Origin of the sequence: Mesorhizobium sp. M7A.F.Ca.MR.362.00.0.0 (genome assembly GCF_004023175.1) — a bacterium.
In the GTDB taxonomy this organism is placed as follows: Bacteria; Pseudomonadota; Alphaproteobacteria; order Rhizobiales; family Rhizobiaceae; genus Mesorhizobium.
The window spans coordinates 15,920-30,383 of record NZ_RZTF01000036.1 but is presented as its reverse complement, the minus strand read 5'-3'; the positions used below and the strand labels follow the sequence as shown (position 1 = coordinate 30,383).

General features: G+C 59.1%; 17 protein-coding genes and 1 pseudogene. 4 read left to right on the top strand and 14 right to left on the bottom strand.

All coding sequences use genetic code 11. The annotated features are described in order from the left end of the window. A partial coding sequence (locus EOC06_RS07915) for a helix-turn-helix domain-containing protein (protein ID WP_281062026.1) occupies nucleotides 1-378 on the top strand: 378 nt, incomplete at its 5' end. Nucleotides 379-842: 464 nt separating this feature from the next. Next, nucleotides 843-1,409, top strand: coding sequence for a sugar O-acetyltransferase (locus EOC06_RS07910; protein WP_024505228.1), 567 nt, complete (start codon nucleotides 843-845; stop codon nucleotides 1,407-1,409). A 307-nt stretch (nucleotides 1,410-1,716) separates the two neighbouring features. Here EOC06_RS07910 and EOC06_RS07905 read toward each other — a convergent pair whose 3' ends face one another. The 14 genes and pseudogenes from EOC06_RS07905 to EOC06_RS07835 all read right to left on the bottom strand — a co-directional run bounded on the left by EOC06_RS07905 (nucleotide 1,717) and on the right by EOC06_RS07835 (nucleotide 13,218). Further along, nucleotides 1,717-2,610, bottom strand: a complete 894-nt coding sequence (locus EOC06_RS07905; protein ID WP_024505229.1) for an SIR2 family protein — start codon at nucleotides 2,608-2,610, stop codon at nucleotides 1,717-1,719. 34 nt (nucleotides 2,611-2,644) lie between these two features. Next, on the bottom strand, nucleotides 2,645-2,857 hold the full coding sequence (gene nifT / locus EOC06_RS07900; RefSeq protein ID WP_024505230.1) for a putative nitrogen fixation protein NifT: 213 nt from the start codon (nucleotides 2,855-2,857) through the stop codon (nucleotides 2,645-2,647). Beyond that, the gene (locus EOC06_RS07895) at nucleotides 2,854-3,174 is read right to left on the bottom strand and encodes a nitrogen fixation protein NifZ (protein ID WP_024505231.1); all 321 of its coding nucleotides are present in this window, start codon (nucleotides 3,172-3,174) and stop codon (nucleotides 2,854-2,856) included. The genes nifT and EOC06_RS07895 overlap by 4 nt, the downstream gene beginning before the upstream one ends. An 85-nt stretch (nucleotides 3,175-3,259) precedes the next feature. Next, nucleotides 3,260-3,454, bottom strand: a complete 195-nt coding sequence (locus EOC06_RS07890) for a 4Fe-4S binding protein (RefSeq protein ID WP_024505232.1) — start codon at nucleotides 3,452-3,454, stop codon at nucleotides 3,260-3,262. A gap of 29 nt (nucleotides 3,455-3,483) precedes the next feature. Next, on the bottom strand, nucleotides 3,484-4,965 hold the full coding sequence (nifB, locus tag EOC06_RS07885) for a nitrogenase cofactor biosynthesis protein NifB (RefSeq protein WP_063169393.1): 1,482 nt from the start codon (nucleotides 4,963-4,965) through the stop codon (nucleotides 3,484-3,486). A 273-nt stretch (nucleotides 4,966-5,238) separates the two neighbouring features. Beyond that, nucleotides 5,239-5,325: pseudogene (locus EOC06_RS07880) on the bottom strand (helix-turn-helix domain-containing protein); the annotation flags it as partial. Nucleotides 5,326-6,016: 691 nt separating this feature from the next. Next, nucleotides 6,017-6,733, bottom strand: coding sequence for an alpha/beta fold hydrolase (locus EOC06_RS07870; RefSeq protein ID WP_063169392.1), 717 nt, complete (start codon nucleotides 6,731-6,733; stop codon nucleotides 6,017-6,019). Nucleotides 6,734-6,988: 255 nt separating this feature from the next. Beyond that, nucleotides 6,989-7,288 (bottom strand): ferredoxin family protein, encoded by a 300-nt coding sequence (locus EOC06_RS07865; protein ID WP_024505235.1) that lies wholly within the window; start codon nucleotides 7,286-7,288, stop codon nucleotides 6,989-6,991. Nucleotides 7,289-7,300: 12 nt separating this feature from the next. Beyond that, on the bottom strand, nucleotides 7,301-8,605 hold the full coding sequence (locus EOC06_RS07860) for an FAD-binding protein (RefSeq protein ID WP_063169391.1): 1,305 nt from the start codon (nucleotides 8,603-8,605) through the stop codon (nucleotides 7,301-7,303). A gap of 10 nt (nucleotides 8,606-8,615) precedes the next feature. Next, the gene (locus EOC06_RS07855) at nucleotides 8,616-9,725 is read right to left on the bottom strand and encodes an electron transfer flavoprotein subunit alpha/FixB family protein (RefSeq protein ID WP_024505237.1); all 1,110 of its coding nucleotides are present in this window, start codon (nucleotides 9,723-9,725) and stop codon (nucleotides 8,616-8,618) included. 16 nt (nucleotides 9,726-9,741) lie between these two features. Further along, a complete protein-coding gene (locus tag EOC06_RS07850; protein WP_063169390.1) occupies nucleotides 9,742-10,593 on the bottom strand; it encodes an electron transfer flavoprotein subunit beta/FixA family protein in 852 nt (283 codons plus the stop codon). Nucleotides 10,594-10,781: 188 nt separating this feature from the next. Then, on the bottom strand, nucleotides 10,782-11,159 hold the full coding sequence (nifW, locus tag EOC06_RS07845; RefSeq protein ID WP_063169389.1) for a nitrogenase stabilizing/protective protein NifW: 378 nt from the start codon (nucleotides 11,157-11,159) through the stop codon (nucleotides 10,782-10,784). Nucleotides 11,160-11,338: 179 nt separating this feature from the next. Further along, nucleotides 11,339-12,550: a cysteine desulfurase NifS gene (nifS, locus tag EOC06_RS07840; RefSeq protein ID WP_063169388.1), complete on the bottom strand. Its 1,212-nt coding sequence runs from the start codon at nucleotides 12,548-12,550 to the stop codon at nucleotides 11,339-11,341. A 347-nt stretch (nucleotides 12,551-12,897) separates the two neighbouring features. Next, the gene (locus tag EOC06_RS07835) at nucleotides 12,898-13,218 is read right to left on the bottom strand and encodes an iron-sulfur cluster assembly accessory protein (protein WP_029356570.1); all 321 of its coding nucleotides are present in this window, start codon (nucleotides 13,216-13,218) and stop codon (nucleotides 12,898-12,900) included. A gap of 210 nt (nucleotides 13,219-13,428) precedes the next feature. On the opposite strand from EOC06_RS07835, the gene EOC06_RS07830 reads away from it, so the two are divergent. Both EOC06_RS07830 and EOC06_RS41960 read left to right on the top strand, forming a co-directional pair. Then, complete coding sequence (locus tag EOC06_RS07830; RefSeq protein ID WP_126066777.1) at nucleotides 13,429-13,752, top strand: hypothetical protein; 324 nt, start codon at nucleotides 13,429-13,431, stop codon at nucleotides 13,750-13,752. Nucleotides 13,753-13,803: 51 nt separating this feature from the next. Further along, a partial coding sequence (locus tag EOC06_RS41960) for a ChuX/HutX family heme-like substrate-binding protein (protein ID WP_281062025.1) occupies nucleotides 13,804-14,464 on the top strand: 661 nt, incomplete at its 3' end.

Genomic DNA, 14,464 nt, shown 5'->3' with positions numbered 1-14,464 from the left:
GGTAACATCCGAGAGCTCGAAAACTGCGTTCAACGGACGGCAGTTCTGGCGACGGGTCCATCAATCCTCAGAACTGACTTTGCCTGTTACGCGGATCAGTGCTTGGCCGCGGCGCTGTGGAAGAACGGACAGCCGACGTCAGAGAAGTCGACTACGATCGAGCCTTCCGCCGCCTGTGCCGCCCCGCCCGTCGGCGACGGGCAAGCGCCGATAGGCCCTGCCACGACTCGTGGTAGGGTGCCCGATGCCGATACGGTCATTGCTGCCATGGAAAAGTGTGGCTGGGTGCAGGCAAAGGCGGCGCGCCTGCTCGGTTTGACCCCGCGCCAGATCGGCTACGTGCTGAGAAAACGCGGTATCGAGATCAAGCGTCTCTGAAACAACCCGCCGAGCAAGAGCTGGAGCAGGTCAAGCATTGGTGCTCTGGCGCCGAGCCCATCGGCCAGGCTTACGAAGTGGGTGTGAACAGCGCTGCCAAGATTCCGGCCGTGTGCTTTCTACCACCAGTCGTACTGGGGCTCTGCGACTGACAAACTAAAAAGGAGTAATCCTCTGGCGGGACCTGGTCGATACATTAGCTGATGGCTTACCGCTCGATATCACGCAATCTGAGATGGGCATGAAAGTGAGTTCGACCGCTGGACAGTTGCCGACTTCGTCAGGTATTGGCCCCTGCGACCGGTTGATCTCCGATATCCAAATTCTTGGAAGTTGGTCGAGACGAAACTGTCGCCCCGGCTCGTGACCGACCGCGCGCCCGGCAAAATCGAGTTACAAAGTTGCCGAGGCAGTTTGATGTGCGTTCCTGCATCACTGTACGGGACACGACCTGACGGGAGACTATGATGCGTAGCCAAAAAGAAAAGATGCTCGCAGGCGAGTTTTACAATGCGGCGGATCCGGAGATCCAAGCTGACCTGTTGGCAACCGGGGCTTGGCTCAAGCGGTACAATGATACGCTGGGGCAGACCACGGGGCATTGGCATGAGCTTTTGTCCGAGCGGCTGGGAGAGGTTGGGCGCGGAACGGTCATCCGTCCGCCCTTTTTTTGCGACTACGGATTCAATATCCGCATTGGAGCCAATGCCTACATCAACTTCAACTGCGTTATTCTTGACGTGGTAGAGGTCAAAATCGGGCAAGGAACGGCAATTGGGCCTGCTGTGCAGATTTATACCGCCGATCATCCACATGATGCCGAGCAGCGGCAGGCCGGCCTGCAGGTCGGGCGTCCTGTTCACATTGGCAGCCGTGTCTGGATCGGCGGTGGAGCAATCATTCTGCCTGGCGTCACGATTGGTGATAATGCAGTGGTAGGCGCTGGCTGCGTGGTCACACGAGATGTTCCCGCCGGGGCAAAGGTAGTGGGAATTCCTGCTCGCGTGGCCGACCCACATAAACAGGCATAATCAACCTCGTTGACCCTGGAGGTGCATGCGAACTGTCGAAACTGTGCCGAATTTTTGTCGAAGCCATTGAGCGCTGCATATGTTGTCGCGACTCGGGCGCTTCAGTTCTTTTGCCACGGGGGTCACAAGATCATGTGCGTAATGCCGCCGCAACGTGCTCACGTCCCGCAGCAGCGGACCCTTTCACATGGCCCAACGAATTCAGAGCCTACGTTGTGCTGCCACTAGCATTACTGCTCACGAATGTATTCCCAACTGAGTTTTCGCCCTTGGAGGCAAGCAGCGACTCACCAGCAATCGCCGGCCATTAATCCTGGCTAGCATCGACCCCGACGAGGCGAGCCGCGGCGTTGCGGATCGGCATGTCGATGACCGTGATTGCGCCTTCGGCAAGGAAACGACGTTCGTTTCTGGTCAGCGTAGCCGAATCGATCACCGCAAAATGTGGGCCAGTGGAGCGCTTCATCAGCTGTCTGGCATATGTGCGCAGCATCTGATCGTTGAAGCGGCAGCCCACGAAGAAAAAACCCCGGTTGACGCGCCGTTGCTTCACCGCGTCCGGGATCGGCGTCTGGATATCAATTTCGGTTAGGACTTCGACGTAATCGGAATCAGCCACGAGGAAGTTTGCCGCCGGCCTGACGCTGCCGTGCGGCGCATAGAGCACCGTCCTAGCCACTTGTTCGGCCTCGAGTTCTGTTCCTGACAAATCGTAAGTTCTCGTCCAGATGTTACCGATTCCGGTCGCGCGCGTCGTTCCTTGTATCTCGACAACGTCTGTTTGGCCGGCCTCTGCAAGGGCTGCTCGCATGGCGCCATCGTACCAGCTGTCGATGATGACAGACAGTTGAAGGGTTGCGAGCCAGGCGTGAAGAACGGTCGGCTCGGCGGGGGCTGCGAATATCTCCGCCATCCACGCTTGGAGAGTCCGACGATGTCGGCGCTGCTCGATAAACTGCGCGACCGACCACATATTGGTGCGAATCCTGGAAGGGGCAGGCGCCCGCTTGTTGAGGGCCGCGGCGACATCTTCAGGGGTGCAAGGTACAGGGGATTCCGGTGGGTTAAGCTGCAGAAGACCAGGACCGAGATAGGGGATCACTCGATCGGCCTTGAGAGCGCCGTTCAGCAGGTCAATCAGTTTTTTGGCAAAACTGCCCCGGACGACGACGAGATGGTCCCAGCTCAGCATCGTGTTCATACGCGTTTCCTCTCCGCCACTGAACCCACCGGCATCAGGCCCCGTCGGAAATCTTCATCGCCTCGACGGTGATCGGCAAACGCGTGTCGCGCGGAAGGTCGGGCAGCATGAGCCGCCAACCGTTCCTGAGCGTCACGGTCCCGCCCCATAAGTCAGCGTTCTCAATCTCGGTGATCGGCTCTTCGAGATCCTTCTTGGGGACATAAGCCGACAAGCCAGTAGCGGTCCTGCGAATCATTACTTTCATCCGGCTGTTCCCCCGTTGGAAATGCCTTCAGCTCCGCAGGGAACCTCGACTTTGTCGAGGCTAATGAGTTCGCGCGCTCGCATGCCGACGACCGTGCCACGATCGATCCATTCGACCGCATAGATGAAGAATTGCTGGAGAAAGGTTCCAATGTCGCGCACGTAGCCTTCGTCGCCCTTCCGCACGAGGTTTTCGCCGATCTCCTTGCCGGGATAGGTGCCGTCGTTTTTTATGTGGCGTATCGCACGGACCCGCTCACCCTGCATGAACCGTGGCGGTCTGCCGATTTCGACCTCCTGTTCGCGTCTGGACCACATGCTGTCCATTCCTTTCTCGAGGCTTTTGTTGTGGTCGCGGGTTGCAGGCGTCGTCGTGCGGCGAACCCGACCGTTTCGGTAGGAATCAAGCGGGAACGCAGGTTTTCGGTACCGGACAGACCGACACGCATTGCTGCGTATCGAAGGCCTCCTTGCATTCGGTGCACTTGTTTGGATCGATCACATAGGCGTCGCCCTTGAACTTGATCGCTTCCGAAGGACATTCGAACTCGCAGGCCCCGCATTGGGTACATTGGGATGCGATGATCTTTAAAGCCATTCTAACTCCTGGTTATCGGACGAGACGGCTCAGGCCGTCGCCGCTAGTGGTCTGATCCCAAACTCTGCCGCGTAAAGTGCGCTGACTGCGGTCTCGATGTAGTCATGGCCATAGGCGTCGGTTACGCGCAGTCCAACTCGCGAGAGTTGTTCCTTCGGGCGATTTCCGATCTTGGCGCATAGCACTATGTGTATGCCTTCGAGCGCTGCGATGACGCCCTCGAGGATGGCGTCTTCGCCCCCGCCTCCGAGGCAATACCGCTCGACCTTCCGATGCCCGACCAAGCTGATCCCTCTAGGCGAGACTTCATAAACCTGGAATTCCTTCGCGTGGCCGAAGTGTTCGTTGACCCGTCCACCTCCCTTAGTGGCCACCGCAACCAGAAGCGACTTTTCGGAGTCTGTTGCCTTGACCATACCGATGGCCTCGCTCCTCGCCGCCTCATGATCACGGCGCTCGTGTGCGACCACCTGCCGATAGGCCTGACGCTTGCCAGCATCGTAGGCGACATCGTCGGGAATACCGTCCAGCGTGAATTCCTGGCCACGATCTTCACCGAGCAGGCCGACAGCATCTGCCCGGCACTGCCGGCAGTGGCGCATCAACTTGGCGCCACCTTCAAGTCGATCCTGAAGAGCCATCATCTCCGTTGCCGTTGGGCCGCGCTGCCCGATGAGTCCGTAGTGGGTACCGTGCGCCGGGTCCGAAATCAGAGGCATCACGTTGTGCAGAAACGCGCCCCGCTCCCTGACCATTTTGTTCACCTCAAACAGGTGCTGGTCGTTCACTCCAGGAATCATCACCGAGTTGATTTTGGTGAGGATGCCGCGCGCGCTCAGCATCTCCAGGCCCAGCATCTGCCGCGCGTGCAAGATTCGAGCGGCTTCGATGCCGAAGTAGCGGCGATTTTCATAAAAGATCCATGGATAGATCTTCGCGCCGACTTCCGGGTCGACCATGTTGATGGTGATCGTCACGTGATCAACATTCATTTCGGCAAGCTCGGCGACATGGTCCGGCAGCACGAGCCCATTAGTGGAGACGCACAGCTTTATGTCGGGGATTTCCCTGATGACGCGGTCGAACGTTGCCTTCGTTTTCTCCCAATCGTAACAGGCATCCCCCGGCCCAGCGATGCCAAGAACCGAAAGCTGCGGAACTTTGTTGGCAACGGCGATGACCTTGCGTAGCGCTTGGTCGGGCGTCAACTTCTCAGACACAACACCAGGCCGGCTCTCGTTGGCGCAATCGTATTTGCGATTGCAATAGTTGCACTGGACATTGCAAGCCGGCGCGACCGCCACATGCATACGCGCGAAATAATGATGCGCTTCCTCCGAAAAGCAGGGGTGATCCTTGATCCTTTCCCAAATAGCCGGATCCTCTTCGCCCGGGCTGGTCGGCGACGAGCCGTAGGAAGACGATGCGCAGCCACCGGATTTCGCGGCTGCCAGAAGACCCTCGGATGTCGTGCTAGTCGGCCCCTCAATCGAAACTGTCGGTGAGGACATCAAACGGCTCCGTTGCTGGTAACGTCGCGGTTCAAGGTGCAAGAGCCATACCAACTGAAAAAAGCGGCTTCAGTTCACTATTCGGGTCGATATCGCATTGTGTCAGGCCGGCGCGACACAATTTTGTCCTGCTTGCGACAGTGCAAGTCCAAATCCGTTCAGAAGCACGAAGCACTCCTTGTCGCGCACAGGGCGCGCAAGACCACTGGCCTGACGATTGGCTCATCAGGCTCTTAGAAGTTCCTTCACCTCGATACTATGCCGGCGTATCGCCTAGCCGACTTGTCGCAGCTTGAGGCCGAGAATTCGAGCCGCATTAGCCTGAACCCAGCCGGCCTTCTCCATTGTGTCGATCAGCCGTCACGCTTCGTCCGCCGCGGTCCCAGCCCCCGTCCGGCCGTATCGTTAGAATCGCAAGTGGCCATCTCGTGTTCAGGCGGGCGCCGATGCGCCGAACCGGCATCGTGCTGGCCCGTGAGAGCTCGTCGATGACATTGCCACGTTCCGAAAGATTGGTTCCTTCCAGAGGAGAACGCCAAGCACGCAGTTCTCCGGCTCGCGGACGTTGCCGGGGAAATAGCATTGCGAGATCAGCTCAACTGCCGACGGCGCAAAGCCATGGTTCTCCATATTTCAAGGGTAAGCGCTGTGTCCTTCCAGGAGGACCCGCGATCTGTGGGCCTGCCGATTCTGAGGTGGATCGGAGATCGGCTTGTGTCTGAACTTGAACTTACGATTGACCCTGAGCGGCAGCCTCGGCGTTTTCGAGGGTGATCAACGGCGCTGTTGGTCGGCGGCATTGGTCGATGGACGACAAGGCACGGAGTCATCTCCGAGACCCTGGAGCCGACGCGGTGATCTCGGAGGTTGCCCGGCGCTACGGGCTGCGGCCGCGGCGGAACGCTCGCAAGCTTGCGACGTCGGCAGGACAGGCCACTCCCGCCTAGTGGTTTCGGTGGCGCCACCGGAACGACCCGTTGGGCCTACATCCTTGCACCAGAGCTCAAGGCCACGGCCTGAGAATCGGCCGCCGCTCCCCCTACTTGGTTCCTCAGCCGACAGCGCTAAGAAGGAGAGCAACTTCCGTCGGCGCGAGGATCATTGCGTCGTGGCCAGTGGCGAGTTCCTGCCACGCCCAGCCATCCTGCTTCGCGACCCATTCTCGCGCTCCCGCCATCGGCGGGTGGAGTGGATTAGTGCAGACGACATAGGTTCGGGGTCTGCCGTTGCCGAGCGGGTGCTCGAGCTTAAGTCCGCTTTCGTAGGTGCCTGCCGGATGCGGTGTTATCCGGCGCCGCACCCAGTCCGTGAGCGAGTGTCCCTCGGGAGTGCCGAATGCTGTTGGCGGCGGAGTCGGCATGAAGATACCCCGTCCTTCCTCCGCAACCAATTTTCGACGGGCGGCGACGATGTCGGGGGGCATGGTGCTGAATACACTTTGACCGCTCTCGACGATGGCGCCGTCGAGATAAACGAGATGGCTGATATGGTCGGGTATCCGGTCGGCGGCGCCGGTGATGCTGATGCCGCCTAGACTGTGACCGACAAGGATCACATCGCTCAGCTCTTCCGTTACAATGTGGTTGACGATGTCGGTCACGAATGTGTCGGGCGTGATGTCCTTGCACAGCAAACGTGCGCGTTCGCCGACACCTGTCTGGGTAGGCGTGGTCACGTGGCATCCCATCTTGCGAAGATTGGCGGCGACGTCCCGCCAACACCATCCGCCATGCCAGGCACCATGCACTAGCACATACGTCTTTATCATGGATTGTGCCGTTCCATTTGCTCACCGGCCGTTGTGGCTGCCATCCGGCACGATGGCCGGACATTGTCCAAAGGGGCTCGACCACGTTACCGGTGGTAAGTCCGGCACAGGCGCCCCGTGGCCTGAGGATACCCCTACCAAGTCGAGGAAACTTGAATTGCGAAACCCAATATTCACTAGCTCTTTGCAAGTGGATGGAGAGGCTCATGGTGTGCCGCAGTTGCTCGCTGCCGGCATGCTCTTGGCACCGGCTGATCATCCGAACTTGAACAGGACACCAAAGCCGCCGCGCGGATAGTTCCACTCGATGTCGCCGCCTTTCTCGCACAATATCCGGCAGGTGCCGCATTCCATGCAGCCGTCGGCGGTGATCTCGACTTGACCCTTGTCATTCAACTCATAGCATTTCGCCGGACAGACGTAGGTCAACGCAAGCAAGTTCGCGCTTGGCTTGTCGTGCGGTCGCACTATGATATGGGGGCGGCCGGAATCGACCAGATAGCGGTTCTGGTAAAGTTTGTCCTCGACACGAACCTTCGTCACTGCGATCGTCATCTTGTACCCTCTTCAGCGCCATGCCAATGCCAGGCGGACCGCGTCGCTGACCAACCCCCAGCGCGAGCGCGCGTTGATGAAGGCGGCCGTGGTGTTCTTTTCCTTCTCGATCTTCGGCGTGCCGTCGACACGCATGAAGGTCTGAGCGGCATGCGACATCAACCGCGGATAGCTGTCAAAAAAGTTGCTGGAATTGGTGTGGAGTAAGGCTGGCATGTCCTTGTATTTCTTAAGATCCTTGATCACAAAGGAGTCATCCAGCATCGTCTTGTAGAGCGCAAGGTTCGCTTTGGTCATAGGACCGTTGCGGCTTTTGACTTTGATGATCGCCTCAGCCGCGACACGACCCGAGGTCATGGCAAGGTTCGAACCCTCACGGTGAATGGCATTGTTCAGTTGCGCTGCGTCGCCGACGATGACCCAACCGTCGCCGAATAGCTGCGGAATGGCCCTGTAACCACCTTCGGGGATAAGATGGGCGGCATATTCTTTCACCTCCGAGCCAGCGATCAGCGGCCGGATCGAAGGATGGTTTTTCATCGCATCCAGGAGGGCGGACGGGCTCTCCATCGTCGCGGCGAAATCCGAGACCAGGCAGCCGATGCCGAGTGAAATCGACTCCTTATTGGTGTAAAGGAAGCCGAGCCCGGCCATGCTGCGAGAGATCGTGCCCACGGCCTCGATTACGCAGCCTTCATCGCCCTTCACCCCGAACCGCTGGCCAATGACCTCTTCGGGCAAGAAATGCATTTCCTTGACGGCAATCGCCACGGTCTCCGGCTTCGGCATCTCGCGCAGGCCTGCGCGAGTGCCAAGCAATCCCGACACCCCTTCTGCGAGAACGACCACATTCGCGAAGACCACTCCGCCAGCCCGGTCTGTGCGGACGCCGATCACCTTGCCATTGCCATCACGGACGAGTTCCGTCGCGGTCGTCTCACACAGGACCGTCGCGCCAGCCTCGCGCACCTTGCGGGAAAACCATTTGTCGAACTGGGCGCGGATGATCGTGTAGCGGTTGGGTTTCGCCTCATTGAAGTCGTCCGACCGGTAATGAATTCCGGTGTGAGACGTGTCGTCCATCACCCAAAGTCGCTGTTCGACCAGGTGCCGCTCGAGGGGCGCATCATCCCGGAAGTCCGGGATGATCTTCTCCAGCATGTTCGCGTACATTATGGCACCCTGGACGTTCTTAGAGCCCGGATATTCCCCGCGCTCCAACTGCAGTACCTTCAGCCCCTGGCTTGCCAAAGTGTAAGCAGCTGCGTTTCCAGACATGCCGGCTCCGACCACAATGGCATCGAATTGTTCAATCATGTCCTCTCCCTCAACTCGCAAGCTTGTCTCGACTGTGCGGCGACAGCCGCCGGGTGAAGGCTTCCGTCAGTGCGGGCAGGAAGCGGATTGCATCCGTGACGATCCCGAGGTGGGCGAACTCGAAAATCGGCGCGTTCGGATCGGTGTTGATCGCGACGATGAGATCGGCCCCCTCGACCCCAACTCGGTGCTGGATGGCGCCGGAAATTCCGGCCGCGATGTAAAGCTTCGGTCGAATGGTCTTGCCAGTTTGTCCAATCTGTCGATCAGCCGGCATCCAGCCCTTCTGGACCAAGGGGCGCGAACAGCCATGCTCGGCGCCGATCGCTCGGGCAAGATTCTTCACAAGCTGAAGGTTCTCCGCCGCTCCGAGACCGAGGCCTCCCGCAACCACGACATCCGCATAGGCAAGATTTGCCATTGCCGACTGGTTATCCGGTAGGAAGCCGAGGACTTTGGTGACGATATCGTCCTCAACGAGCGACAGCTTGTGCCGCATGACACGCCCGACCGGCTTATCCACCCGTTGCGGCATAGGCATGACCCTTGGTCGCACCGTCGCCATTTGCGGCCGGTAATTTAGTGTATAGATCGTACACAACAATGAGCCACCAAAAGTCGGACGGGTCGCGGCGAGTGAACCGTCGGAATCTACATCAAGTTCGGTGCAGTCGGCCGTGAGCCCCGTCTGCAGGGTCGTCGCTACCGAGCCTGCAAGATCCCTGCCCAGTGTGGTCGCGCCGAGAAGGAGGATTTCGGGTTTATGGGTATTGACCAGATCCGTGAGCGCCTTGGCGAACGGCTCGTTCCGGTAGTCGGCGAGCGGCGGCGCATCGACGATGTAGACAAGATCCGCCCCGTAAGCGAAGGCCTCGGCAACAGCGTCCTCGACCATCTCGCCCGGCGGTCCCAGCACGACGCCCGCGAGCTGGACTTCAAGCTTGTCGGCTAATTTGCGGCCTTCGCCCAGCAGTTCGAATGATACAGGATGCACATTGCCGCGTTCGAGCTCGAGGAAGACCCACACGTGCCGGTAGTCTTTGAAACGGTCGGGAAGTTCTTTCTTTACACCGGCACGGCCGGGGGCAATGCGAGGGGTAGTTTGGCTTGCGGTCGACATTTTCTGCTCCTGGCCGTCACGTGCCGCTGTTGAAGGCCAGCTCATGTTCCAGCGCCGGCCGGCGGGTTAAGATATCGGCGATGAGTTCATCGGCTATGTCCTGCAAGCCCCTTTCCGCGGTGTCGATCTGCGCCGCCCTTTCTGCCCGTGCGGTGGGGGCGAAAACACGCTTGACGACTGTAGGCGAGCCACGCAGACCGCACCGGGTGAGATCGTCAATGCCGGCGTCGGCTGCAGTCCACTTCACGACTTGGCTGCGCGCCGCGCACAGAGCCTGCTGGAGCGAGCCCCGGCGGATTTCGTTGGTGTCTTCCAGCATGGTAATGAGGCAAGGGAGTCTGCTCTTCAGCAACTGGGTGCCGCCTTCGGCGCGACGAGCGACTTCGATCTCTCGCGTATCGAGATCGATGGAGGCAATCTTCGCGACATAGGTAAGTTGCGATAAATCTAGGCGCTTGGCTATGCCCGGTCCGACCTGGGCGGTATCGCCGTCAATCGTCTGCTTGCCGGTGAAGACGATGTCCGGCCTGCCGAAAGTCTCCCCAATTTTTGCGATTGCTTGCGAAAGAGCAAAGGAAGTCGCCAGCGTATCGGATCCGGCAAAATAGCGGTCCGTCAAGAGAACTGCTCGGTCAGCACCGTAACCGAGCGCCTTTCGCAGCGAGTCCTCCGCCATGGGCGGACCCATTGTGAGCACAGTAACCTCGCCACCATGAACGTCGCGCAGTTTGAGCGCTTCTTCGAGGGCGAACAGGTCGTAAGGATTGATGATGGTCGGAACACCCTGACGCATGATCGTGTTCGTCACCGGGTGCACGCGGATCTGTGCCGAATCCGGCACCTGCTTGATGCAGACTACGATATGCATTGGCGGTTTCTCTAAGCTCCCAGTCCGGATTCGTGCTTGGCGGTTCACCTCATTGCCTGCATCGTTCATGCCAAGTCGTCTTCCTGCCTCTATTCCAGAAGGTGGCTTCGTTTGCTTCCGAGGAGGCGTCATGAGGACTGGATTTGTCGACTTCTCGACATTGTCGCGTCGCAGCCGTGTCGGGCTCATTACTTTCCGAACCGCTTCAGTGCAGAGTCGAGCGGGACGAAGGCGCGGCCAGGTGCGGGACATATGTTTGGATCGTGGTCCCTTAGCACCTTGAACACACGTTGCGTGAGCGGCGAGGAAGTCGCGAAATCTTCGTAGGCGCGTTCCAGCTTGGCGCGCACCCGCGCGGCGATTACCTGGTTAGGCAGACCGGAGAAATCTTCTTCGGCAAGGTATTGGCCCACGCGCTTCATGATATGGAGCCGCGAGACATTCATCACTTTCGGGTCGTAGGAGACGTCAAGGCAGGCGAAGAAGTCCTCCGCGGCCGACAGGCCCTTCAGTCGCGCTAGGATATCGGTGCGATCGATCGGGCGGCTATCAGCGGAGCAGTTCATTGTATTCTCCCGGCGCGAAATTGTGGTGTCGATGCATTGGTGACATTGCTGACGGCGTGCCGACCTCTGGCACGGCGGCTGGGCAAGAGACTTGGCGATCTCAAGCTTTTCTGAAGTGGTGAAGGCGACCCCGAGTTTAACTGCTCTCCTTGCGCAGGGTCGTCACGTTGAGGAAGACCTCACGGCTCGTCGGCTATTGTGCCGCTCGGACCCGGGCCGGAATGAAGCTGTTCTGCACCTCGCCCGCACAGTCCAGCACTGGGAACGGCCCGTAGCTTCTCGGTGATCGCAGGCAGGACCTCAAGCACGCGGTCTACGTCATCTTCGCCGTTGTCACGCGACAAGGAGAAGCGGACTGCCCCACATGCCGCGTTCATAGCGATCAGAACATGGCTCGGTTCCAGTGAGCCAGAGGCACAGGCGGACCCGGCGGAACAGGCGATTCCCAGCCGGCTCAGGACAATTGGAATTGCATCGCCTTCGATACCTTCGAATCCAATGTTTGCAGTGTTTGGCAATCGCTCTTGCGGATCGCCGTTGATGGATGTGTTTGGGATGCGCTGGATGATCCCGTTCTCAAGGCGGTCGCGCAACCATTTTATTCGTTTTGTCTCGTCCATGAATTTCAAGGCGAGTTCGGCCGCCATGCCCAGTCCGACTATGCCGGGTGTGTTTTCAGTGCCTGCACGCCGGTCGCGCTCTTGGTGCCCACCCTTGATCATGGAGGAGAAGCGCACGCCACGTCTTACATAAAGCGCGCCTATCCCCTTTGGACCATGCAGCTTGTGGGCGGAGAGCGACAGCATGTCGATCGCGGTCGATTTCAGCTCAATCGGAAGCCTTCCGACCGCCTGCACTGCATCAGTGTGGAAAAGCGCGCCGACTTCCCTGGCTAGATCGGCAAGCTTAACCACGGGAAAGATCGTACCGGTCTCATTGTTCGCCCACATTATCGAGACGATTGCCACTTGTGGGGTGAGGGCGGTTCTGTAGGCGTCCAGGTCGAGCCGGCCGTAGTGATCGACTGGGATAATGTGCACCTTGACGCCGCGCGTCTTCTCAAGGTGCGCGCACAACTTCAGAACGGCCGGATGTTCAACCGCGGAAGTCACTATTTCCGTTCGGTCGGGCATCACCTCCAGCGCCGAAAGGATGGCTGTACTGTCGCTTTCAGTCCCGCCCGAGGTGAAGATGATCTCGTCCTCGAATCCCGCGCCGATGAGGGCTTGCAACTGTTGCCTCGCCTTTCTCACGGCTTCAGCAACCGATGCGCCATAGGCGTGCATGGACGAATGATTGCCAAATTGCTCCGTAAAGAAAGGCAACATCGCTCCAACGACTGCAGGATCAACCCGCGTCGTTGCGTTGTTGTCGAGATAGACAGGGTTCATGGGAGTGATCCTTCAACTGCTGAAATGATTCAAGGGTAGTCGGGCCATTGAACCTCTGGCGCATATCGTATCTGGTAAGGTGGGCGGCCGGGGGAGCGATGGCTTGGCTGACCGGTCGCTGTCGACATTGCCCTTTGGTGGCGGCATCCGCCGGGAATTCAGCTGTTTCGGGCAATTTTGTTTGCTTGCCCACGGCAACGATCGATGATCGCGATTTGGTGCATCACCGAACGCAATTGTTCCGGGCCGACAGTGCGTGTCGGCCGGTTCCAGAGCGCCGGCGGTTACCGGTTCGACGCAGTATTCCTTGGCGTCGCTATAGTCGAACATAGCCTGTTCCCTCGCAATCATTTGCAGGACTTGCCGCAGCCGCACGTCTCACGCGCATTGGGGTTATCGAAAACAAAGCCGGATGTTTCGAGCCCAGTGACGAAGTCCACGGTCATGCCGGCGGCATGGGGTTGGGAGCCTCTATCCATGAACACCTTGAGCCCATCTCGCTCGATGATCGCATCGCCCTCACGTGAGACGCTCTCCAGGCCCATTGAGTATTGGAAGCCGGCGCAGCCGCCGGCATGGACCATGATGCGAAATCCTTCCGCCGGCTCGCTGGCGCGGTAAAGAGCGGCCTTGATGGCGGCAACAGCGTTGTCGGTGAGCGTAATCATGGCTCGATTTCTCCTCGGTCCGGCGTTTTCGTGGATCATCTCGCATGGACCGTGCCAAAGGGAAGACGTGTCAAAAACCGTAGGACATCCCGACGTCTCTTATGCTCGATTGCTGGGGAGACGTCCGACAACCGACACTTACTGTCGGGTTTGTCGCGTCCGCGTCACAGGAAGGGCGCCTGAGTTCGCGATGCACTCACGCGTAAAGCAATGAACAGAGCCAAAGATGTTCAGAGCTTGCCGCGGAGCAACTGGCACGATTTTTGTGAAGCCTTCGTTGCGGCGGCAAAATTGCCGGCCGATTCACCTTTGGGTTGCCCTCGCAATCGAAGAACGAAGGAAAGCAATATGATCCATCAGACCCGCCTTGGTGGGAAAGCAGCACCGCCGGTGGTACCCGAATGCTCGATCGGCCGATTGGCGCCGACCACCCAACAATCGCTCGCTACCGGCGATTGGCCGCTGACCGCCCGGAGACAGGATTCGACTGGCATGTGCCTGACGATCGATCGCGTCCGCCGTGCACATCCCTGAGGCCCGTTTTTCGATCGATCGTCAAAAGAAGAACGGGGCAGGGGTAAAAACATGGATCAGCGCAAGAAGCGGTCGCCCAACGAAATCCGGCGTGCGTGGGAAGTCTGTCCGAACATTCCCGCGCGTGATTTCGCCGCCCAATTGGCCATTTCGGAAGCGGAACTGGTCGCGGCCCATTGCGGTTTCGGCGCGGCACGCATCGACCCGCGCGTCAATCACCTTCTGACGGGCCTCGAATTCGTGGGCGAAGTGACGGCGCTGACCCGCAATCAAGGTGCCGTGCACGAAAAGATTGGCGTCTTCAACAGAGTGATAACCGGCAACAATCACGCCATGGTCCTTGGTGACGAATTCGACCTTCGCGTCTTCCCGCAGGCTTGGAGGTATGGTTTCGCTGTTGAAAGGCGCCATCGCGGCGGAATCCAGCGCAGTTTGCAATTCTTCGACGCCGCCGGCGCAGCAGTGCATAAGGTGCATCTCAGGCCGGTCTCCAACCTTCATGCCTATCGAAAGCTGGTGGCCGAGCTCGTATCCGCCAACCAGGAGCCGACCATGTCGCTTAAGGCGAGAGTAGCCGACCTGGGCGCGAGGACTGCGGACTGGGCCGGCACGGTGGACGACCTACGCGAGTACTGGAGCCGGCTGACTGACGTCAACCTTCTAAAGACGCTCAAGCTCAGCCGCTGCCAGGCTTTGCGCATGGTCGGCCAGG

What these genes read in the sequence shown, in the direction of transcription:
- EOC06_RS07910 (WP_024505228.1), top strand. Translation starts at nt 843, where the DNA reads ATGATGCGTAGCCAAAAAGAAAAGATGCTCGCAGGCGAGTTTTACAAT.
- EOC06_RS07905 (WP_024505229.1), bottom strand. Translation starts at nt 2,610, where the DNA reads ATGAACACGATGCTGAGCTGGGACCATCTCGTCGTCGTCCGGGGCAGT.
- nifT (WP_024505230.1), bottom strand. Translation starts at nt 2,857, where the DNA reads ATGAAAGTAATGATTCGCAGGACCGCTACTGGCTTGTCGGCTTATGTC.
- EOC06_RS07895 (WP_024505231.1), bottom strand. Translation starts at nt 3,174, where the DNA reads ATGTGGTCCAGACGCGAACAGGAGGTCGAAATCGGCAGACCGCCACGG.
- EOC06_RS07890 (WP_024505232.1), bottom strand. Translation starts at nt 3,454, where the DNA reads ATGGCTTTAAAGATCATCGCATCCCAATGTACCCAATGCGGGGCCTGC.
- nifB (WP_063169393.1), bottom strand. Translation starts at nt 4,965, where the DNA reads ATGTCCTCACCGACAGTTTCGATTGAGGGGCCGACTAGCACGACATCC.
- EOC06_RS07870 (WP_063169392.1), bottom strand. Translation starts at nt 6,733, where the DNA reads ATGATAAAGACGTATGTGCTAGTGCATGGTGCCTGGCATGGCGGATGG.
- EOC06_RS07865 (WP_024505235.1), bottom strand. Translation starts at nt 7,288, where the DNA reads ATGACGATCGCAGTGACGAAGGTTCGTGTCGAGGACAAACTTTACCAG.
- EOC06_RS07860 (WP_063169391.1), bottom strand. Translation starts at nt 8,605, where the DNA reads ATGATTGAACAATTCGATGCCATTGTGGTCGGAGCCGGCATGTCTGGA.
- EOC06_RS07855 (WP_024505237.1), bottom strand. Translation starts at nt 9,725, where the DNA reads ATGTCGACCGCAAGCCAAACTACCCCTCGCATTGCCCCCGGCCGTGCC.
- EOC06_RS07850 (WP_063169390.1), bottom strand. Translation starts at nt 10,593, where the DNA reads ATGCATATCGTAGTCTGCATCAAGCAGGTGCCGGATTCGGCACAGATC.
- nifW (WP_063169389.1), bottom strand. Translation starts at nt 11,159, where the DNA reads ATGAACTGCTCCGCTGATAGCCGCCCGATCGATCGCACCGATATCCTA.
- nifS (WP_063169388.1), bottom strand. Translation starts at nt 12,550, where the DNA reads ATGAACCCTGTCTATCTCGACAACAACGCAACGACGCGGGTTGATCCT.
- EOC06_RS07835 (WP_029356570.1), bottom strand. Translation starts at nt 13,218, where the DNA reads ATGATTACGCTCACCGACAACGCTGTTGCCGCCATCAAGGCCGCTCTT.
- EOC06_RS07830 (WP_126066777.1), top strand. Translation starts at nt 13,429, where the DNA reads ATGAACAGAGCCAAAGATGTTCAGAGCTTGCCGCGGAGCAACTGGCAC.